Origin of the sequence: Janthinobacterium sp. PSRC1-1 (assembly GCF_049897525.1) — a bacterium.
Lineage (GTDB): Bacteria > Pseudomonadota > Gammaproteobacteria > Burkholderiales > Burkholderiaceae_D > Janthinobacterium > Janthinobacterium tructae.
Window position 1 is genome coordinate 457,544 of sequence record NZ_JAFCWK010000002.1, and the last position, 20,989, is coordinate 478,532.

General features: G+C 63.5%; 20 protein-coding genes. 7 read left to right on the forward strand and 13 right to left on the reverse strand.

The annotated features are described in order from the left end of the window. Positions 1-5 precede the first annotated feature (5 nt). The 7 genes from ldcA to queE form a co-directional block, all read right to left on the reverse strand. The gene (gene ldcA, locus ACP7DW_RS05690; RefSeq protein ID WP_426054278.1) at positions 6-923 is read right to left on the reverse strand and encodes a muramoyltetrapeptide carboxypeptidase; all 918 of its coding nucleotides are present in this window, start codon (positions 921-923) and stop codon (positions 6-8) included. A gap of 43 nt (positions 924-966) precedes the next feature. Beyond that, the gene (locus ACP7DW_RS05695) at positions 967-1,884 is read right to left on the reverse strand and encodes an alpha/beta fold hydrolase (protein ID WP_426054279.1); all 918 of its coding nucleotides are present in this window, start codon (positions 1,882-1,884) and stop codon (positions 967-969) included. 150 nt (positions 1,885-2,034) lie between these two features. Continuing rightward, positions 2,035-3,189, reverse strand: coding sequence for a hemin-degrading factor (locus ACP7DW_RS05700; protein WP_426054280.1), 1,155 nt, complete (start codon positions 3,187-3,189; stop codon positions 2,035-2,037). Between the two features lie 61 nt (positions 3,190-3,250). Next, positions 3,251-5,608 carry a TonB-dependent hemoglobin/transferrin/lactoferrin family receptor gene (locus tag ACP7DW_RS05705; protein WP_426054281.1) on the reverse strand — a complete coding sequence of 786 codons (2,358 nt, stop codon included), beginning with the start codon at positions 5,606-5,608 and terminating at the stop codon, positions 3,251-3,253. Between the two features lie 196 nt (positions 5,609-5,804). Next, positions 5,805-6,317, reverse strand: coding sequence for a tRNA adenosine(34) deaminase TadA (tadA, locus tag ACP7DW_RS05710; RefSeq protein ID WP_426054282.1), 513 nt, complete (start codon positions 6,315-6,317; stop codon positions 5,805-5,807). After that, a complete protein-coding gene (queD, locus tag ACP7DW_RS05715) occupies positions 6,310-6,756 on the reverse strand; it encodes a 6-carboxytetrahydropterin synthase QueD (protein WP_071077189.1) in 447 nt (148 codons plus the stop codon). The genes tadA and queD overlap by 8 nt, the downstream gene beginning before the upstream one ends. Positions 6,757-6,765: 9 nt before the next feature. Beyond that, on the reverse strand, positions 6,766-7,401 hold the full coding sequence (gene queE, locus ACP7DW_RS05720; RefSeq protein WP_141169416.1) for a 7-carboxy-7-deazaguanine synthase: 636 nt from the start codon (positions 7,399-7,401) through the stop codon (positions 6,766-6,768). A 289-nt stretch (positions 7,402-7,690) separates the two neighbouring features. Between queE and ACP7DW_RS05725 the strand changes: the two genes are divergently transcribed. From ACP7DW_RS05725 to ACP7DW_RS05750, 6 genes are all read left to right on the forward strand, one after another. After that, positions 7,691-8,590: a sensor histidine kinase gene (locus tag ACP7DW_RS05725; protein WP_426054283.1), complete on the forward strand. Its 900-nt coding sequence runs from the start codon at positions 7,691-7,693 to the stop codon at positions 8,588-8,590. Between the two features lie 94 nt (positions 8,591-8,684). Then, positions 8,685-9,671 carry a sensor domain-containing diguanylate cyclase gene (locus tag ACP7DW_RS05730; protein WP_426054284.1) on the forward strand — a complete coding sequence of 329 codons (987 nt, stop codon included), beginning with the start codon at positions 8,685-8,687 and terminating at the stop codon, positions 9,669-9,671. 70 nt (positions 9,672-9,741) lie between these two features. Continuing rightward, a complete protein-coding gene (locus ACP7DW_RS05735) occupies positions 9,742-10,029 on the forward strand; it encodes a type II toxin-antitoxin system Phd/YefM family antitoxin (RefSeq protein ID WP_426054285.1) in 288 nt (95 codons plus the stop codon). A 1-nt stretch (position 10,030) separates the two neighbouring features. Further along, positions 10,031-10,363 (forward strand): type II toxin-antitoxin system RelE/ParE family toxin, encoded by a 333-nt coding sequence (locus ACP7DW_RS05740; protein ID WP_426054286.1) that lies wholly within the window; start codon positions 10,031-10,033, stop codon positions 10,361-10,363. Positions 10,364-10,441: 78 nt separating this feature from the next. Continuing rightward, entirely contained in the window at positions 10,442-13,318 is a 2,877-nt protein-coding gene (locus tag ACP7DW_RS05745) for a M16 family metallopeptidase (protein WP_426054287.1), read from the forward strand. 104 nt (positions 13,319-13,422) lie between these two features. Next, a complete protein-coding gene (locus tag ACP7DW_RS05750) occupies positions 13,423-14,058 on the forward strand; it encodes a VOC family protein (RefSeq protein WP_426054288.1) in 636 nt (211 codons plus the stop codon). Positions 14,059-14,096: 38 nt separating this feature from the next. On the opposite strand, the gene ACP7DW_RS05755 is transcribed toward ACP7DW_RS05750, so the two are convergent. Together ACP7DW_RS05755 and ACP7DW_RS05760 are read right to left on the reverse strand one after the other, a co-directional pair. Beyond that, a complete protein-coding gene (locus tag ACP7DW_RS05755; protein ID WP_282407178.1) occupies positions 14,097-14,351 on the reverse strand; it encodes a hypothetical protein in 255 nt (84 codons plus the stop codon). 20 nt (positions 14,352-14,371) lie between these two features. Then, a complete protein-coding gene (locus ACP7DW_RS05760; protein WP_426054289.1) occupies positions 14,372-15,157 on the reverse strand; it encodes a DNA/RNA non-specific endonuclease in 786 nt (261 codons plus the stop codon). Positions 15,158-15,384: 227 nt separating this feature from the next. Between ACP7DW_RS05760 and ACP7DW_RS05765 the strand changes: the two genes are divergently transcribed. Beyond that, positions 15,385-15,912, forward strand: a complete 528-nt coding sequence (locus ACP7DW_RS05765) for an SRPBCC family protein (protein WP_426054290.1) — start codon at positions 15,385-15,387, stop codon at positions 15,910-15,912. A gap of 78 nt (positions 15,913-15,990) precedes the next feature. Here ACP7DW_RS05765 and ACP7DW_RS05770 read toward each other — a convergent pair whose 3' ends face one another. The 4 genes from ACP7DW_RS05770 to ACP7DW_RS05785 are packed head-to-tail and all read right to left on the reverse strand — an operon-like array spanning position 15,991 to position 20,831. Continuing rightward, complete coding sequence (locus tag ACP7DW_RS05770) at positions 15,991-17,004, reverse strand: response regulator (protein ID WP_426054291.1); 1,014 nt, start codon at positions 17,002-17,004, stop codon at positions 15,991-15,993. Beyond that, complete coding sequence (locus ACP7DW_RS05775) at positions 16,997-18,094, reverse strand: hybrid sensor histidine kinase/response regulator (RefSeq protein ID WP_426054292.1); 1,098 nt, start codon at positions 18,092-18,094, stop codon at positions 16,997-16,999. Before ACP7DW_RS05775 ends, ACP7DW_RS05770 begins: the two co-directional genes overlap by 8 nt. Then, positions 18,094-19,437, reverse strand: coding sequence for a sensor histidine kinase (locus tag ACP7DW_RS05780; protein ID WP_426054293.1), 1,344 nt, complete (start codon positions 19,435-19,437; stop codon positions 18,094-18,096). Before ACP7DW_RS05780 ends, ACP7DW_RS05775 begins: the two co-directional genes overlap by 1 nt. Beyond that, positions 19,437-20,831, reverse strand: a complete 1,395-nt coding sequence (locus tag ACP7DW_RS05785) for a class I SAM-dependent methyltransferase (protein ID WP_426054294.1) — start codon at positions 20,829-20,831, stop codon at positions 19,437-19,439. The genes ACP7DW_RS05780 and ACP7DW_RS05785 overlap by 1 nt, the downstream gene beginning before the upstream one ends. Between the last annotated feature and the right edge of the window lie 158 nt (positions 20,832-20,989).

Below are 20,989 nucleotides of genomic sequence, written 5' to 3' on the forward strand. Positions count from 1 at the left end.
AATGTTCAGGGCCGCGCCAGAGTCGGGTAGTCCGTCACCTGCAGGCTGAAGCCGGACGCATCCGATTGCAGGCGCGCCTGGCCGCCGAACGGCAAGGTGACGCGGCGGCGGATGTGGCCGAATTCCAGCCCCGTCAGCACGGGCACGGGCAAGCGCTCACGCACATACGCCAGCATGACCTCAAAGTCGTAGCCCCTGTCCATGGGGCTCAATTTATAGGCGGAAAAGTCACCGAGCACGACCGCATTCTGGCGGGCAAGCACGCCCGCGTGCAGCAATTGCAGCAGCATGCGCTCGACCCGGTACGGGTGTTCGTTGACGTCTTCCAGAAACAAAATGCCGCCGTCGACCTGGGGGAAATATGGCGTGCCCAGCAGATGCACCAGCATGGCCAGGTTGCCGCCCCACAAGGTGCCCACTGCCTCGACCTGCGGATTGCCCGCCGCCCTGCCCTCTACCTGATGCGTGGGCCCCGCCAGGCACGACCACAGCTGGTCGAGCGTAAACTGTTCCGTTTCATCGCGCGTAAAATCGTCGCAAAGCATGGGGCCGGCAAAGCTGGCGCGGCCCGTCCTGGCCAGCAAGCCCATGTGGAAGGCCGTGAAGTCGCTGTAGCCGACAAACAGTTTGCGGCTGTCGGCCATGGCGGTAAAGTCGATGTCGGGCAGGATGCGGCTGAGGCCGTAGCTGCCGCGCAAGGCGAGCACCACCTGCACGTCCGGGTCGGCCGCCGCCGCGTTCAGCTGCGCCAGCCGGCCCGCATCCGTGCCGCCGAAGCGCTGGAAGGTGTGCTCGTGGTCATAGTAATTATGGACGGTGGCGCCTTGCGCCTGCAAGCGGGCGATGCCGCGCGCCACGGCCGCGTCATCGGGCGCGCAACCGCCCGGCGCCACGATGGCGATGCCAATCTCAGGTGTTTTCAAAATGCCCGTGCCTTCAAAAATGGTCGGCGCGCCAAGTAACTTGTCAAGCTGGCTGGGAGCGCATCTGGGGCACCATCTTACCTTGCAGATGCACATCGATCAAGGCGAGCAGGCGCTCGATCAGCTGGGGCGGCATGTCGTGTCCCATGCCTTCGATCACTTCCAGCCGGGCGCCCGGAATCAGCGCCGCCGTATCGATGCCGCAGGCGACGGGGATCAAGGGGTCGGCCGCGCCATGGATCACCAGCGCCGGACAGCTGATGCTCGGCAGCAGGGCCGTGCGTTCGCCCGAGGCGGCAATCGCCACCATCTGCCGCGCCACGCCTTCGGGGCAGCTGCCCCGCTGCAGCGCCGCGTCGATGCGCTGGTACAGCAGTCTTTCCGGGACGGGATAGGCGGGGCTGCCGATGACGCGCACGGTGGCGGCCATGTGCGCCATCAGTTCGGCGCGGCTGGCATTGCGTTTCGGCCGTTGCAGCAAGGCGTTGCGCGCCGCCCGCGTGGGGCCGGGCAAGCCGCGCCGGCCGCTGCTCGACATGATGGAAGTCAGGCTGAGCACATGCTGCGGCGCGCGCGCCGCCATCACTTGCGCGATCATGCCGCCCATCGACACGCCGATCACGTGCGCCTGCGCAATACGCAGGGCCGTCAGCAAGCCCAGCGCATCGTCCGCCATGTCATCGAGGGTATAGGAAGTTTTCAGGGGCCAGCCGATGAGGTTTTTCACGTAGGCCAGCGGCAGATACGGCTTACCCGCCAGCGCCATCTTGCTCGACAGGCCGCTGTCGCGGTTGTCGAAACGCACCACCCGAAAACCTTGCTCGACGATGCCTTCGACGAAGTCCGCCGGCCAGGCGATCAGTTGCATGCCCAGGCCCATGACCAGCAGCACGCACGGATCGTCCGGGCTGCCGTGGCTTTCATAAGCTATGTTGAGGCCGTTCGCCATGATGGTTGCCATGATTGCCTCTCTTCCAGGAACCGGCGCGCAGGCACGATCTGCGATCCTGGAATCAGCATACCACTATTGTGATCGCGCCATCGTCACTCATGCGCAAGTCGAACTGAAGTGTTGCCGCGCCGGTACGCCGGGCGGCAACGGTGCTGCTACTTACTTGGCCTTTGGCAGACTGTCAGCCAGATCCACCCACGCTTGCGGCTGCGGTTTGCCGCGCTCGCGCACGCCGAAGAAGGAAACCACTTGCGTGCCATCGTTGTCGAAGAACTCGACCGAGGTGACGCCGCCGCGCTTGACGACCCAGCCGCTGCGCAGGGCCGTGTCGCGAATGTGCAGATTGAAATCCGGGTCCAGCACGTTGAAGAAACCGCCGGCGGCCATGGTTTTCTCGATCTTGCCGCTGTAGATCTGCGTCAAGCCCTCATTACCCAGGAACACCATGATGGCGACCTTGTCCTTCGCCGCGTTTTCCAGCAGGGTGCGCAGCGCTTGCGGCGTCACGCGCTCGGCCACGCCGGCCGGTGCCAGGCGCAGCGCCTGTTCGCGCGTCAGATGGAATTCGCGCATGATTTGCGCAAACTGATGTACGTCCGTCATGTCTTTCCAGGCCAGCTGGAATTCCTTGACGTCGATCTCGCTGTCGGGCTTTTCCGCCGCCTTTGGCGCCACGGCCAGCACGTTCAGCTCGGCGCTTTGCTGGGGCAGGCGGAAGTTTGCCACCAATTTATCGTAGACGGCCACGCCCGGCTCGTTGCGCAGGTAGATTTTGTGCACGGCCGTGCCGTTGGCATCAAAAAATTGCAGGCTGCGCGTGGGCTTGCCGTCGCGGCCCGCTTGCTCCACAGCAAATGCATATTTCCAGTTTTCAAAGTGGAAACGCAGGTCGATCTGGCCGCCCAGGTAGCCGCCGGCGATATTGCGCTGGCGCGCCTCCGTTTCCGGGTCCTTGGCATCGGCTTGCTCGGACTTGTCGCCCGCCTGCTTGAACTTGCTGGCGACGCCCGTCGTTTCGATGACGCCGTTTTCATTGCGCGTGATCGCTTGCACCAGGCCCAGATCCAGCGCGGCGCGCATGATTTCGCGCGGCCCGTTGCCATCGGCCTGCAATCGCGTGACGCCCATGCCGATGTTGGTTGCCAGCAATTGCGCTTCCGACGCACCCAGCGCGCGCGCCGCGTCGCGGATCTGCAGCTTCGGCTGCTCGGTGCGCAAGGTGGACCAGCGTTCCGCCAGGGTGGCTGGGGCCGCGCTTGCGTTTGCAATCAGCAGGCTGCCTAGCAGGGATAGAACGAGTTTGGATAACTTCATAGAGAGACCATTCAATCAAACATGGAAAAAAAGAGGGGCAAGGACCCCTCCCCGGTAAAAATCAGAAATTGACGCTGAGACTGGCTGCGACGTTGCGGCCGGGCTTGGCATAGCGCTCGATCTCGGCGCGGCTGGCCGCCGTGGTGCCGGCAGACAGGCTGCGCGCAGCGGCGTAGTCCCAGTACTTGCGGTCCGTCAAGTTGTACACGCCGACGACGATCTTCGCGTTCTTGTGCACGTTCCAATAGGTCGATAAATCGACGATCGTGTATGACGGCACGGTGAAACGCGGCGCGGTCGTGCCCGTCAGCAAGTCGTTCGGCGCCTGCTTGTCGCCCGCATGCACGGCCGTCAGGGCCAGGCCGAACAGCTCGTTTGCATGGTCGTAGCCGAAGGTCAGCGCCGTCTTGGCGGGCGCCACCGAGGCCAGGCCGCCGCTGTCGCCCGTCAGGGTATTGAAGGAGCGGCCCTTGGCCACGCCCGTCGCCAGGTCGACGTGGTAACCGTGCATGGCTGGCGCCCAGGCGCCCAGCTCCGCGCGCAGGGTCAGCTCGGCACCCCAGGTGCGCGCATTGCCGATGTTTTCCGGACGGAACAAGCCCTGAGTGATGGTGGGGTAGTTGACCGGGTCATCTTCCTGCATCACATACTCGATCATGTTTTTGTATTCCGTCTGGTAGACGGAGGCGTGCATGCTCAAGCCCTTGACGACGTCGCCCTTCAAGCCCAGTTCATAGGCCTGGCTGGTTTCCTTGCGCAAATTCGCATTGCCCAGCACGGCATAACCCCTGCCCGTGCCCGTATAGCTGATGGAATCATAGGTGCCCGTGCGTTCGGCCGCCGTCGGCAGGCGCGTGCCGCGCGTCACGGTGGCGTAGGCGTTCATTTGTGGCACGACTTCCACGGACAGGCTCAGGCTGGGCGTGAAATACGTGTCGCTCTGCTTGCGCACTTCCTTGGCTGCGCCCGGCACGCCGATGGCGTAGTTTTGCAGGTTTTTCGGCGCGTCCTTGCGGTAGTCGGCACGCAAGCCCGGTGTCAGCACGGCTTTCTTGCCAGCAAGATCAAAGCTGAGGTCATCGCGCGCATACAGGGCCAGCCTGGTCGTATCCATGTCGGCCATGCGGTTCTTGTTGGTGATCTGATGCTGGCCCGTGGCGATGATGCGACGGTCTTCACGCCACGGACGGCGCGTTTTCAGCTGTTCCAGTTGCGCGCCATACAACAGCGCGTTGTCGGCGTTGAGCTGCTTGAACGCTTCGGACGTGACGCCAATGCTGTCATTCTTGAAGCTCGTTTCAATGGAGCGCTGCGCCGGGCTGCCAAAGGTGTAGCGACCTTGCGTCTTGTCATCGGTGTTCGCATTCTGCAGATACACTTTCGACGTCAGGCGGTCGAACAGGGCGAAATCCTTGAGCGCCACGTCGTGGCCCAGGCTGACGCGCGTGCGCCGGGTGGTGGAATCCTGCTGCACGCCCGTCGGATAATACGTGCTGACCTTGCTGCGCAGATCGCGCTTGTTCTTGCGCTCGAACATGTCGACAGTCAAGTCGAGCTTTTGTTCGCCAGGCAAGGTCCACACCAGCTTGGACAGCAAGGCGTTCGAATGCCAGTCGTCCGGATTGACGGGCGTGGTGCCGCGGCTGTCCGTCTGCTCGCCATCGCGGTGCACATACACGGCCAGGCCCTGCAGCTGGTCGCCCATCCTGGCGGCGCCCGTCAGGGTGTGCGCATTGCTGCGGTCGGCCGTGGCGCGGGCGTATTTATAGGCGACATAATGATCCTGCCCCTCGCCCAGGTAGTCTTCGGGCGACTTGGTGATGAAGGCCACGCCGCCGCCCAGGCCCGGATTGGCGCCGCTGGCGGCCGTCGTGCCCGAATCGATGCGCACTTCGCGGAACATTTCCGGATCAAAATAATCACGGCCCGTGGCGAAGGCGTTGAGGGTGTTGCCGTCCGGCTTCGGTGCCGCGTCCGGCAGCGCAATGCCATCGAGCTCCAGGCTGACCCGGTTGCCTTCCAGGCCGCGGATGTTGTAACCGGTATTGCCCGAACCATCCCACACGCTGCCGCTGCCCGAGGCCGCCGCCGGCGCGGTAATCAAAGGCAGGTAGCGCACGATGCCGCCCATGTCCGTGACATTGCGGCGCTCCAGGTCGTCCGCCGTGACGACCGTCTTCGTGCCGGCGCGGCGTTCATAGTCCTGCTTGGCATTGACGACGATTTCCGGAAACACGGGCAGCCTGGCCGGTTCCTGCGCCGCCGTGCCCGCGTTGATGGCGGCCGTTTGCGCCATGGCAGGCAGCAGCGGCGCGGCGAACAGGCCCAGCAAGGCGGCGCGCAGCACCAGGTTGTGGCGACGGGCAGGAACGGGAGATACGACGGGCGCAGCGGAGCGCTGCAGAAGCACTGTAGTCATGATGATCCGGTTTAAGAGTGGAAGCTGGCTCTTGAACCCGGATCGATAACGATGCGCAAGGGAAGTTTGCTGGCGAAAACAATACTGTAACACGAATCATTCTCATTTGAGAATGACAAAGTGGTCTAAACAGATGTTATTTCACAACATTTATGAAATGCCAGCCGCGATGGCTGGCATGGCTGGCAAGACCAGGCTAACAAGCCGGCGGATGGGCCAGTTTGCGCGCTTCCGACTGCGCGCGGCGGCGCTCGACAAAGAAACGCTTGAGGAAGGCGCCGCACTCGTCGGCCAGCACGCCCCCGACGATCGCCGTCTGGTGATTCAGCGCCGGCTGCTCGAACAGATTCAGCACGGAACCGCAGGCGCCCGTCTTCGGGTCGCCCGCGCCGTACACTACGCGCGCCAGACGCGCATGCAGCATGGCGCCCGAGCACATCACGCACGGTTCCAGGGTCACGTACAGTTCGCAGCCGGGCAGCCGGTAGTTGCCCAGCTTTTCGGCGGCCGCGCGCAAGGCCATCACTTCCGCGTGCGCCGTGGGGTCGTGACGGCCGATCGGCTGGTTGTAGCCCACGGCGATGACTACCCCATCCTTGACGACGACGGCGCCCACGGGCACTTCGCCCAGGTCCCACGCGTGCTGGGCCTGCTCAAGGGCCAGCTGCATGTAGCGCGCGTCCTGCGCGCCAGCGTGCGTTTCAGTCATCGGTCACTTCTGCCCAGCAATTCGGCGTTTCATGCAACACCAGTTTATGCAGGTGCAAGCCGGTGCCGAAGTGGTCGGTAAACGCCGCTTTCAGGATCTCGAAGGCGATGCGCGCCAGGTTTTCCACGGTCGGGATGCGGTCGATGACGACGGTTTTATGGTCGGGCAGGCTGGCCAGGAAGTCGCGCACGGCCACATCCTTTTCATAGACGAGGAAGGCGTGGTCCCAGACATCGACCAGGTGCTGCTTGGCCAGGGTTTTCACGTCGGAAAAGTCCATGATCATGCCGTTGTCGGAATTGCCTTCCGCTTCGATGACCTTGCCGACCAGCGTGATTTCCACCGTGTAGCGGTGGCCGTGCAGGTTGCGGCACTGGCTTTTGTGGTCGGGAATGCGGTGGCCCGCATCGAATTCGAGCTTGCGTGTGATAGTCAGCATATTGTTTTGTTAAGGTATTTGCAGGAGTTTATGGGTTTGCAGGCTCAGCTTCCACTTCGGGTTGCTTTTGCACGTCTCGATGGCCAGTTGCATGTTGTGCGCGGCCAGGGGCCCGTCCATCGCCTGCACGAAGAAGTTCTCGAAGTCCAGTTGTTCGTAGGCGGCCAGGTCTTGCTGGAACTGGGGAATGACCACCTTGATTTCATTGCCTTTATGTACGACCAGTGTCGAACCCATCTTCGGGCTGACGCAGATCCAGTCCACGCCGGGCGGCACGGGCAAGGTGCCGTTGGTTTCGATGGCGATGGTAAAGCCCACCGCATGCATGGCGTCGATCAGGGCCGTGTCCAGTTGCAGCAGCGGCTCGCCGCCCGTAAACACCACGTATTTGCTGGGCGCATAGCTGGCCGGCCACAGGCTGTCGATCAGCGCGGCCAGTTCCTCGGGCGTCTTGAACTTGCCGCCCCGTTCGCCATCGGTGCCGACGAAATCCGTATCGCAGAACTGGCACACGGCCGTGGCGCGGTCGCTTTCGCGGCCCGTCCACAGGTTGCAGCCGGAAAAGCGGCAAAACACGGCCGGACGGCCCGCGTGCGCACCTTCGCCCTGCAGGGTATAAAAAATCTCTTTGATGCTATAAGTCACTGTATTTCCTAAGAGCTGGCTGGCGTCATCGCGCAAGGCGACCGCAGCGATGCCCGCGCACCGCGCCGGAACCGCAAATGCCGATTGACAACCCTCTATTATATGCCGCCGCGATACTTCCCGTGCAAATGCCGTGCCCGCCACCTGGCGCCGCAGTGTCAACAGGCAAGAAAGCCACAGGGGCAGGCATAACTGCGTAGCTTTTGCGTTTAGACAATATAAGTAACCCAAAGTTAATATATTTTCTGTAAGAACATTGCTTGTTGGAAAACATTTAGGGAGCAAGGACATGCTGCAACGCTGGATACGCCTGCCGTACCGCCTGAGCATTCTGGCCTGCCTGACGGCCTGCGCACTCGCCGCCTTGCACGCCGGCCATGCGGCCGGGACGCTGCCGCCGGCCGGCCCCCCCTCCCCTCTGCTGCTGGTCTGCGCCATCCTGCTCGTTGCACTGGCGCTGTTGCTGTGGCGACAGCACCGCCTGGCGCTGCGCCAGCGGGCGCTGGAACAGCTGCGCGCCGACGCCGAGCAGACGCGCCTGGCCAGCGGGCAGCGCAAGGCGCGCGAACAGGAACGCCTGCGCATCGGGCGCGACATCCACGACGACCTGGGCCAGCATTTGCTGACCCTGAAGATCGACCTGGCCATGCTGCAGGCCAGCACGCATGGCGCCACGCCCCAGCTGGCGCGGCAACTGGCCATGATGGCGCGCAATGTCGACCTCAGCATCGCGGCGCTGCGCCGCGTCATCCACGACCTGCGCCCGCCCGCTCTCGATGCCGGCCTGCAAGCGGCGTGCGACGGCTTGCTGGCGGACTTCCAGCGCAGCACCGGCATCGATTGCCACTGCGATTACCGGCTCGACGCCGCCGCCGGCAGCGCGCACGGCCCCCTGCTATACCACGCGCTGCAGGAAGCGCTGGCCAATATCGCCCGCCATGCGCACGCCACGCATGTCCAGCTGAGCCTGCAACAAGCGGGCGACACCCTGGCCTGCCGCATCAGCGACGACGGCGTCGGGCTGGCGGGTTCGCCGCCACGCCTCGGTTGCGGCCTGTCCGGCATGCATGAGCGCGTGGCCGCCGCCGGCGGCAGCCTGCACATCGCCAGCCACAGCGGCGCCGGCACCACCTTGCACCTGTCGCTGCCCCTGCCTGCCTTCCACGACGAGGCGCTGCTCCACCGCTGAAAATATTGCTCAATATCAACACCCTCCGCCTCGCTGCGCTGCATCATGGCCAAGGAGCCAGCTCCCCCCATTCACGCCCAGGAAGGACGCATTCATGCCGGATAGTCACGCACATGCCAGCGCATCGCCCTGCGATGCAGCCCAGGGTTTCGCCGTCAAGATGATGGAATTGCTGGTGGTGCCCACCTTTGTCCTCGATGCGCAGGGGCGGGTGATGATCTGGAACCGCGCCTGCGAGCAGCTGACGGGCGTGCCGGCGGCCGAAGTACTGGGCACGTGCGAGCCGGGCCGCTGTTTTTACAACGACGAGCGCCCCACCCTGGCCGATCTGGTGCTGGCCGGACGCGGCGGCGACATGCGCGCACTGCATGCCCAGCAGCAATACCGCAGCAGCACGGGCAGCAATCTGTGTGCGGAAAACTGGTGCGACATGCCACGCACGGGGCGGCGCCGCTACCTGGCCGTCGATGCCAGCCCCATCTATGGCAATCACGGCGAGCTGATCGCCGTGGTGGAGACCCTGCGCGACATGACGGAGGAAAAACGTGCGCAGGTGGAACTGGAACGCCTGGCCACGCGCGATGGCTTGACGGGGCTGGCGAACCGGCGCTGCTTCGACGACACCATGCTGGCCGAGTGGCAGCGCGCCCAGCGGCAGGACCAGCCCCTGTCGCTGCTGATGGTCGATGTCGACAATTTCAAGGAATACAACGACAGCCACGGCCACCAGGGCGGCGACCTGTGCCTGCGCAAGGTGGCCGGCGCCGTGGCCAGCGAAATGCGCGCGAACGACATGGTGGCGCGCTATGGCGGCGAGGAATTTGCCGTCATCCTGCCGAACCAGTCGCTCAAGGGCGCGGCCATCGTGGCCGAACGCATCCGCCAGCGCGTGGAGCGGCTGCAACTGCCGCGCAAGCGCCCCGACGGCGCCTGCGTCACCGTCAGCATCGGCGCCGCCACGGCCCTGCCCGGCCCAGGCACGCAACCGGGGCAATTGATCCACACGGCCGACTGCGCCCTGTACCGCGCCAAGCACCTGGGCCGCAACCGCATCAGCCTGCCGGAAACGACGCTGACGTAGGCCACAAGGAAGCACGACCAAATTTGGTGTATATTTGGTCCTGTCGCAGTTTATCTCATTCGGAGCCGCCATGGACCTCAAGGAACGCATCAAGCCGATCTCCTACCTCAAGGCCAATACGACCGAGATCGTCAACAGCTTTGACGCTGGCCAGGACGAGCCCATCATCATCACGCAAAATGGCGAAGCGAAGATGGTCGTGCTATCGATGCACGCCTACCAGGAAGGCAAGCGGCAGGCGCAGCAGATGCAGGAACAGCATGCGTTCATGAAGCTGATCGCCATGGGCAACCAGGACATCGCGCGCGGCGACGTGGTGTCCGAAGAGGACTTCCTGGCCAGCCTCGACCAGGCTTGAGATGGCGCGCATCGTCGTGCTGAAAAGCGCCGCAGCCGATTTCAAGGAATTGCGCAGCGACTTCCAGGCGCGCCATGCGGCAGCGCCATGCGAGCAGTTCACCTCGGACTTTCGCCAACTCTTTGCCGATCTGAAGACCTATCCCGGCAGCGGCGCGCCCATCGAAGCGGCCCGCGACCTCGGCCTGGATGTGCGGCAGCGCCTGTGCCACGACATCCGCGTCGTGTACCACCATGATCGTGCGCACGACACCGTGTACATCCGCATGTTCCTGCCGACCCGGCGCGACTTTCTGGCCCATCTCACCACGCGCATCCTGCGGCCCGACTTTTAGAGCCCCTATGCACGGCGGCACGAATATTCTATGCTGCGGCGTTGCACTTTCCACATTCCAAGAAAAGAAGGAGCCCCCGTGTCAAGAATCATGCCCGCTTTATTACCCGCTTTCGCCCTGGCGCTGTCGGCCATGGCCGCGTCGAACCTGGGCGCCGCGCCCGTCAAACCGGCCGCCGCCCACAGCGCCGCCGCCAGCAAGGCCGATTTGCTGCCGTTCAAGGCCACCGAAAAGACCCTGGCCAATGGACTGAAAATCATCATCGTGCCGACCGGCTTCCCGAACCTGGTCTCGCTGCAGATTCCCGTGCAGACGGGCTCGCGCAATGAAGTCGAGCCGGGCAAGTCCGGTTTCGCGCATTTCTTCGAACACATGATGTTCCGCGGCACCAAGGCGTATCCGCCCGAGAAATACCAGGAAGTCATCACCCGCGCCGGCGCGCGCCAGAACGCGTATACCAGCGACGACCTGACCAATTACCACACGACGTTTGCCAAGCAAGACCTGGAAACCGTGCTGAAGGTGGAGGCGGACCGCTTCCAGCACCTCGATTACGCGGAAGACGCGTTCAAGACGGAATCGCGGGCCGTGCTGGGCGAATATAACAAGAACAGCGCCAATCCCGTCTCGAAACTGTTCGAAGTGATGCGCGACAGCGCCTACACCACGCATACCTACAAGCACACGACGATGGGTTTTATCCAGGACATCGAAGACATGCCGAACCAGTACGCGTATTCGAAGCTCTTCTTCGACCGCTGGTACCGTCCCGAGCGCACCACCATCATCATCGCCGGCGACGTCGAGCCGCAGCAAGCCATCGCGCTGGTGGAAAAATACTGGAGCGCCTGGCAGCGCGGCAAGCAGCAGGCCGCCGTGCCCGTGGAACCCGCGCCGCGCGGCCCCGTCTACAAGCACGTGGCCTGGCCCACGCCGACCCTGCCATGGGTGGCCGTGGGTTTCCACGCGCCCGCGTTTTCCGTGAAGGACAAGGACCAGGCCGCCCTGGCGACGTTGCTGTCGCTGTCCTTCGGCCGCACTTCGCCGCTGTACAAACGCCTGGTGCAAAACGAGCAAAAGGTCGACCAGTTGTTCGAGATGACGCCGGACCGGGTCGACCCGTCCTTGGCCGTGCTGGGCGCGCGCGTGAAAAACATCGATGACGCCGTCTACGTGCGCGATGCGATATTGGCCACCGTGGCGCAGCTGCGCGACACGCCCGTGAGCGAAAAAGACCTGGCGGACGCCAAGTCGGCCGAAAAATATGGCTTGATCCGCTCGCTCGACAACACGGAGCAGATCGCCGGCACCCTGGCGTCCTTCGTGCACTTCGACCGCTCCTACGCGACCATCAACCAGTACTACCGCCTGATCGATACGCTCACGCCGGCCGACCTGCAGGCGGCCGCGCGCAAATACCTGACGGACGACGGCCTGGTGGTGACCACCCTGTCGCATCAGCCGATGGCGGCCGCCATCGCCACCACGCCGACACTGGCCAGCCTGATGCCGGCCGCGTCGAACGCGAAATTTGACGTCTTGGTGCAAAAGTCCGCGCTGCCGCAGATCCGCTACAAGCTGCTGTTTACGGCCGGTTCCGCGCAAGACCCCAAAGGCAAGGAAGGCCTGGCCGCGCTGACGGCCGCCATGGTGGCGTCCGGCGGCTCGTCCGAACGCAAGATCGACGAAGTCAACGCCGCCCTGTTCCCGCTGGCCGGCAGTTTTTCCCAGCAGACGGACAAGGAAATGACGACGTTTACGGGTTCCATCCACCGGGATAACTGGACGCAGTTCAACGCCATCGCCCTGCCCCTGCTGCTCTCGCCGGGTTTGCGCGAAGACGATTTCCGCCGCCTGAAGGATGCGCAAAAGAACGCGCTGCTGCTGGACCTGAAGGACAATAACGAAGAGGAATTCGCCAAGGAACGCCTGCAAACGAATGTGTATGCGGGCACGCCGTATGGTCATCCGGTGCTGGGCACGATGGCCGGCATCGACGCCATCACCCTGGACGACGTGAAACAGTTCTGGAAGAGCGCGTATGCGCAAGGCGCCGTGAAGGTGGGCGTTTCCGGCGACGTGTCGGACGCCATGACGGCCTCGCTGACGCAGGCACTCGGCAAACTGCCGGCCGGCCCAGGCTTGCCGGCCACCGTCAAACCCGCGGGCCGCAAGGCGCAGGGCCTGGAAGTGGAAATCCTCGAGAAAAACACGCGCGCCACGGCCATTTCCTTCGGCCTGCCCTTGGACGTGACGCGCACGCACCCGGACTTCCCCGCCCTGTGGCTGGCGAAGACCTGGCTGGGCGAGCACCGCGCCTCGAACTCCTACCTGTACCAGCGCATCCGCGAGCTGCGCGGCATGAACTATGGCGATTACGCGTACATTGAAGCTTTCCCGCGCGGCATGGTTCAGTTCTTCCCGAATCCGAACCTGGGCCGCAAGGCGCAGCTGTTCGAAATCTGGATACGCCCCGTGGCGCCGGACAACGCCCACTTCGCCCTGCGCGTGGCCCTGACGGAATTGGGCAAGCTCATCGACAACGGCCTGACGCAGGACGACTTCGCCACCACGCGCGACTACCTGATGAAGAACGTCTTCGTCATGACCTCGACGCAGGACCAGCAACTCGGTTATGCGCTCGACTCGCAATGGTATGGCACGCCGGAGTTCACCAAACTGATGCGTGATGGCCTGGCGAAACTGACGGTGCTTGACGTCAACCGCGCCATCAAACAGCATCTGTCGGCGAAGAACCTGTCCGTGGTGATCGTCGCCAAGGATGCGGCCGGCTTGAAGGAAAAGCTCGTCAGCGACGCGTTTTCGCCCATCAAGTACGACGGCAACAAGCCGCAGGCGCTGCTCGATGAGGACAAGGTCATCGGCGCGATGCAGCTGCACATCAAACCGGCAGCCGTCACCGTGACGCCGGCGGCGCAGGCGTTCGCGAAGTAAGCCGGCGCTGTGTCATCCCCGTCCGATGCTGGCCGTCGGATGGGGTTGCCTCCGAGGACAAGCAGGCTTGAACACATCAACGACGCTACGGTGAAGGATCTGCAGTGCCATGCTGCCATATTGACCATATCGCCATCACGGCGCCAACGCTGGAAGCGGGTGCCGAGCTGGTGCGGCTGGCGCTGGGGGTGGAACCTCAGGCTGGCGGAGCGCATGCCCGCATGGGGACGCATAACCTTCTGCTGCGGCTTGGCGATTCTGTCTACCTGGAAGTGATCGCGCCCGACCCCAGGGCGCCGCTACCGTCCAGGCCCCGCTGGTTCGCGCTTGATACCCTGGCCGCCAATGCGGCACCGGCACTCGCCACCTGGATAGCCCGCACTGCCGATATCCAGGCAAGCGTTGCGGCTTGTTCGGAGCCACTTGGTAATATCGAAGCCATGAGCCGGGGTGCCCTGAATTGGCTGATTACCATTCCCGATGATGGCGCGTTGCGCCTGAATGGCGTTGCCCCGGCACTCATCGAGTGGCAGGCGGCAGCGCACCCGGCGGCCAGGCTGCAGGATCATGGACTGTCCCTCATCAAGCTTGAACTGTTTCATCCCGAACCGGAACGCATTGCGCGCTTGCTGCTATCGCTGGGCCTTGATAGCCAGGTGGCTGTGCACCCGTCGACAGGGGAACGCGGCCCCTGTCTGGTGGCCCACATCAACACGCCGCAGGGGCCGCGCCAACTGTAAGACCGGCGGACGATCAAGCGCGCCCGCGCTTGCCAACGTCACTCGAAGGGATTGGCCACCGACGTCACCTCGGGTGGCGGCAACTGGTCGGGCAGTTCCTGCTTTTCCAGTTGCGCCACCACGTCGCCCAGCAGTTTTTGCAGCTGTTTCGCCAGGGCCAGGCCCGGCTTGTCCAGGGTCAGGTCGATGTCGCCGCTGAGGCTGATGCGGTCGATGCGGTTTTCGATGCTCAGATTGCCGATTTCCAGCACATCGCTTTCATTGGCATACGGGACGAATTTCTTTGCGCACATGATATTTCCTTTTTGACGTCTTATTTCTTGGACTTGCTATTGACCTTCGGCAAACTCAGCATGCGCAGCTTTTGCTGGCGCGTCAGCGACGGTAACAGATCGATGCCTATCCTGTCTTCCAGTTGCGCAATGCTCAGCATTTCATATTGTTTGGTATCGGCGTTTTCTATGAAGTAGGCGGCGCCGGCGCGCTGGCGCGGGCTGTACACGGCCTTGTACAGGTGGCTGGGGACAATGACTCTTCCCACCTTGCGCAGGTTGCCGCCAATGAACGCCGGCCCCGTGATCACATACAGGTCGCCCTCTTTCTTCGCCATCTTGCGCACGGCGCCCTCGATGCCGGCCCACACATAGCGGTTGTTGCGCGCATCCTGCGGCACCATATTGGCCAGGGTAAAGCTGTCGTGCTGGCTCTGGCGATCCGGCATGTCGCCGTTGGGCGCCATGTGACCACGGTCGAAGCCGCTGCGCGCATAATCGGCCAGTTCCGCGCGCTGGGCGGCGGGCAGCTTGCGTTCGGCGTGGAAGGAGTTTTCGCGCGACAAGTCCTGCGCCGCTTCCAGGTTGTTCGCCGTCAGGTGTTCAGCCGACCACAAGGGCGTGCGCGTGATCCCCGAGTGCATCACGCCGAACACGTTGTAGCACAGCTCCCTGGTTGCCACGTCCAGCTTGGGGTTGGTGATTTCCGGCTTGCGGCCATCGACATAATGGGCGGGACAGGCATCGGCATGCGCCAGGTTCGCGGCAAAGGCGGACGCCAGCAAGCCGCACGCCAGGGTCAGCCTGGCGATCAATCGTTGAATCATATTTCCCTAAGTGAAATCGTTGCAGGCCAGCATTCTAGCGGACGCCGGCCCGCACCACAAACCGGCACACCCCTGGCGTGCGCGGGTGCGCGCGGCGGCGAACGGGCGTGCAGGCGGCCCTGCGCAGAGCTGGCGCAAATAAAGGCCAGGCGGCTGCGCACAGCGATTCATATCTGCTAAGATTGCCTTGATTCGTTCGCATCGACCATTCAAGATCTGGAGAGCATATGATCAAAAAAACCCTGCTGCTGATCGTCGTCGTCGTCGCCGCCATCCTCGGCTATGCCACCACCAAGCCCGACACCTTCAGTGTCCAGCGCGAAATCACCATCAAGGCCCCGCCCGAGAAAATCGCCGGCCTGATCACGGACTTCCATTACTGGGCCGCCTGGTCGCCGTGGGAAAAACTCGATCCGGCCATGCGCCGCACCTTTACGGGCCCGGCCAATGGCATGGGCGCGCAATATGCGTGGCAGGGCAATGACAAGGTGGGCGCCGGCCGCATGGAAATCACGGAAGCGGCCCAGCCCGAACGCACCGTCATCAAGCTGGACTTCCTGAAACCGTTCGAAAGCCACAACACCACCACGTTTACCATGACACCCGAGGGCGACGGCACCAGGGTAAACTGGACCATGACGGGCCCCAGCCCTTACGTCAGCAAGGTCATGACGGTGTTTGTCAGCATGGACCGGATGATCGGCAAGGATTTTGAAAAAGGCTTGAACAACCTGAAAGCGGCGTCAGAGCGCTAAGCTTTGCTCGCAGCAAGCCGAAACAGGGCCCGCGCGGCCCTGTTTTCTATGGCGCCGGCCCCTTGCGGGGCGCCATGCTCAGAACTGCTCGATCCAGGCCGCCAGGTGGTCCGGCGTGAGCGCCGGTTCCGCCTGCACTACCTTGCCCTGCAAGCCCAGTTCCGTCTTACTGAGCTGCAAGGACCAGCCGCGCCGCGCCAGCCACAGCAAGCTGGCCAGCCAGAATGCGTGGATGGACGAGACGGGCGTGGTGGTCGGCGTTTCCAGGAATTCCGTCAGCAGGCGTCCATCGAGGAACAGCGCCGTGCCGCCGTGGTTTTGCAGCGCCGCGCCAAACACGGGCAACAGCATGTCGATCGCCTGCTCCACGCCGCGCCCCGGATGCTCGCGCTCGAGGGTGTCGAGCTGCTGGCGCACGGCGGCGGCAAAGGCGGTGCCGCGGAAGGCTTCCGAACTGACCAGATCGGCATAATCCATCAGCAGCCAGTCCGGCTCGGGCGGCGTGACGCCGGCCGTCAGGGCCGCCGACAGATACGCTTCCACGGGCAGCTGCTGTTCCGGACCGGCCAGGCTGGCGCACAAGGCGTACAGCGTGCCGATGCGGTTGGCGACGGCTTGCCGCTGGCGCACCATCAGCTTTTCGCGCAGCAACTGGGCGTGTTCATTGCGCAGCCGCGCCAGTTCCAAAGCCTGCTTGAGTTCCATGCGCAGCGCCGCGATATCCCACGGCTTCTGGATGTAGCGGTGGATCTGCCCCTGGTTGACGGCTTCCACCGTGTGCTCCAGCTCGGAATACGCGGTGGTCAAAATGCGCACGATGTGCGGATGGCGGTCCCAGGCATAGGACAGCAGCTCGTTGCCATAGGCGCCCGGCATGCGCTGGTCCGACACCAGCACGGCGATGCGCTCGGCTTGTTCGTCGAGGATGCGCTTGCCCTCCTCGACCGAGGTGGCCGTCAGCACGTTGGCCAGCGGCGCGATGGCGCGCTGGAAATATTTGAGGGCGTTGGCCTCGTCATCGACATAGAGTATCGTCGGCAAGCCTTGCGCCGGCTCAAGCTGAGCCGGCAAACGCAGATTGGCGTCAATCATGCTCGTTCCTTATATGTACTGGAAAATTCAGGGTGACCGTGGTGGCACTGCCAAATTCGGTGGCGATATCGAGGTTGCCGCCGAACGATTGCATCATGCGGTGGCAAAACACCATGCCCCAGCCCTTGCCTTCGTTGCCGCTGGCACTGACGGGGTCGAGCAACAGCTGCGCGACAATCTCGGGAGCGATGCCGGCGCCATTGTCGCGCACCGTGATGCGGCCCGCATCGATGCGGATGCCGATCGCAGGATGGTCTTGCTCGCCGGCCGAACGCAGGGCATTCGCCAGCACGGACGATAAAATCAGCGCGACGCAATTGGGCGACTCGGCAATGGCGAAATCCTCGCCCTGCTCGACCGTGATGGCGGCGCGCTGGGCCGTGCTCAAGGGATAGCTGTCGAGCAAGGCGGCCAGCAGCTGGCGCGCGCTGCCGGCGCTGCGTCCGCCCTGCATGCCCGGCCCGGCGCTGGCCAGGCGCACCGTGTCGACAAAACTGGCCAGCACGGACAAACAATAACGCGCATTGTCGTGCATCAAGGCGGCCGCTTCGCCGATCTCGGCCTGTGCTGGAGAGTCCGCCTGCGCGCGGCGCGCGATGCCGCGCGCAAAATTGGCGATGGCCGCCAGCGGCGTGTTCAATTCGTGCGCCAGGAAGGCCAGCGATTCCTCCATCGCCACCAGGCCCTGACGGCGCGCGGCGCGCTCGCGTCCCGTCTGCACGGCCAGCTGCAGCGCCGTTTGCATGGCGGCCAGGTCGAGCGGCTTTTCCAGCAGGCGGAACAAGGCGCCGCCGTTGATCAGTTCGAGCAGCACGTCCTTGTCCGCATACGCCGTCACCAGCATGCAGACGATGTGCGGATAGCGCTGCGCCACTTCCTGCAGCAGCTCGCTGCCCAGGCGGTCCGGCATGCGGTAATCGGTGACGAGCACGTCGATGTTGGCGGACTCATCTTTCAGCATGGCCAGCGCCGCATCGACGCTGTGCGCCGTCAGCACGCGGTAGCGCGCACCGACGGCGCGCGCGAAATACTTGCAGGCGAGCGCTTCATCGTCCACGTACAGCACACCGGCGCGGCTATCGTTGTCCATTAGCGGCCCTCCCAGTCGGAGCGCTGCAAGTCGAAATTCATGCTGGCCCATTGGCCCAGTTCGCTTTCGGCGGAGAGGGTGCCGCCGTGGCGCTCGATCACGCCATAGCTGATGCTCAGGCCCAGGCCCAGCCCCTGCCCCACTTCGCGCGTGGTGAAGAACGGTTCGAACACGCGCGCCAGGTTTTCCGGGGCGATGCCGGGGCCGTTGTCGCGCACGCTGATGCGCAAGCGGTTCTCGTCCCAGCGGGCCGTGATGCGGATCTCGAACGGTGGCGCATTGCCCTTGCGCATGGACAGCACGGCATTGCCCAGCAAATTGATCAGCACGCCAACGATGGCCGCCTCGTCGCCGCGCACCAGGGTGTCGACCGGCAAATCGTGGCTGATGCTGACATTCTTCGTTTCATGCCCGACCAGGCGGATGGCCGCGTCGAGCGCGCTGCGGAACTGGAAGTGTCCATTTTCCAGCTGGTTGCCGCTCTTGCGGTAGGCAAAGGTTTTTAAATCGGAAACGATGTGCTGCACGCGCAGCATGCCCTCCTTGGCGTCGGCCAGGCATTCGCTGACCAGCGCGCTTTGCCTGGCGGCCGGGTCTTCGATGGCCACCTCGATGGCCATCATGCAGAAATTCACGGGGTTGTTGACTTCATGCAGCATGCCGGCGGCCAGGGTGCCGAGAGCGGCCATTTTCTCCTGCTGCAGCATCTGTCCCTTGATATCGGCCAGGCTTTTGTTGGTTTCCTCCAGCTGGGTGTTCTTTTGCGCCACTTCCGCCTTCAGCTGGAACAGCATGAAGCGGGCACGTTCATTGAAATAGGTAAACACGGCGCTGATGCTGGCCGACATGATCAGGAACAGGCAATTGACGACAAACGTGGCCGGCAAGTCGAAGCCGTCCGCATGCCAGATGCAGGCGGCCACGTACAGCAGGCAGGAGATGGCGCCGAAGACCATGTTTTGCCACAGGCCGAAGGCCAGCACGATGCCCGAGGAATAGATGGCCAGGGTCATGCCCACGTAATAGATCGAGGTGGCGCCCTCCGTGACGGCGATCATCCAGGCGATCATGATTTGCGGCAGGATCAGCCAGACAAAAGTCAGCCCCTGGATGCGATCTTGCGCCCAGCGCGTGCGCATGGCCAGCACGACGCAAAAAATCAGCACGGACACGACGATGCGCGCGCTGGTAAACGCCGACTGCTTGTCCGGATACAGGGCCGAATCGAGGCCCATGCCCAGCAGAATCAGCACGATGCCCGTGTAGGCCCCGCCGCGGCTAAATTCCAGGCGGAAGTCGCGCAAAACGGCCGTGTAGCCGGCGTGCAGGCCTGGAGTATCCATCAAGGAATGCTCACTTCCGCAAACACATTCACGCCCGTGGCGTCGACATAGATTTTCGGCGCCGTCGCATGTTCAGGCAGCAAGGCCGACAGGCCTTCTTCATTGCGATAGATCAAATGCCACTCCAGCAAATGCTCCATGCCAAACTTGCCCGGATTGTCGGCGTGCACATTCGTCACCAGCAGGCGCCCGCCCGGCCGCACGCGCGAGGCGAAATGCAGCAGCAGGCGCGCGCACACCTTGTCGGACAGGTAGTCGAACAGGCCGGCGCAATACACGGCGTCGAAACTGCCGGGCAAGCCCGTGATGCCCGCGCCATGGCGGCGCTTGAGCAGGTTGTGCACGGAGTCGTGCACATAATCGATTTCCACCACGCTTCCCGTGCGCTGCATGATGCTGGTCAGGCGCGCGCGCGTCCAGTCCAGGGTCTCGCTGCTGAAGTCGACCAGCTCGAAGGCCAGCCACTGCGCATCGGGGCACGTTTCCAGGAAACGCTGCACCTCGATGGCGGGGCCGCAGCCCACGTTGAGCACTTTATACACGCGCCCGGCAACACGCGCCTCGGCCGCCTTGTGCGCCAAAAATTCCGTCAGGATATCGATGCGGTTGCGGTGCGCCGTGGCGACAGCCGCCTGCAGGAAGGCCGCATTGACGATCTGGAAGTAGGTGCTCGGCCCCTGGCGCGGATCGTCGAGCAGCTGGTTGACCATCTGGTAATCGCCCGCATAGCCGAGCGGTTTGGTAAACGTGCGGAAGACGAACGGCGCGCGCAGGATCAGCGGGTGCAGCGCCGTCTGGGCAAAGGCCCGGTGGGCCGGCGCCCGTTCTTCCTCGACCAGCGAGGCTTCCACCTCGAGCTGGCGCAAGTACAGCTGGGTTTGCTCCATCAGCGGCAAGGCCAGCTCGTCGAAGATGTCGGCGCGCAGGCGGCCATTTTCCTTCGGCAGCGAGTCCGACAAATCGACCTGCTCGACCCAGCGCGCCACTTCCGACAAAAAGGCGCGCATTTCGTTGACGACGATCTGGTAATCGCGGCGGATGCGGAAGCGCTCGCCCCAGCCCGCGACAAAGGCGCTGGACTCTTTCGCCACGGCGCCCTTGACGACCACCACGTCGCTCAGCTCGCGCCACTCGTCGATCAGGGTCACGGAAACGATGGCGGTCAGGCCCGTGTTGACGCTGCTGATGACGACGGCCTTGCCCACATAGGCGTTCTTTGCCCCCATGCGCACCGTCACGTCATTGAGCACCTCGCTGACCTGCACAATCGAGTAGGGATTGTAGATTTCCATGACCAGCGAATTGCGCTGCAAGTTGAAAATCGTACCGCGCACCGCCTCACCCTGGGTGTTACGGAAACTGACGACTGGATCGATCTGCGATTGTGAATACACGATAGGGCATTATCAAGTTGCCCGGCTGCCGGCGCACCACAATGGGCGCGCCAGTTTCCAGGCTGGGTTAAGGCACGGCACAGCGGTCGCCGCCGCCATACCGGAGCGCCTCAAAGCGCGTCTGTTCGCTCTCTGGTCGAGTGTACTATGGATGTAGC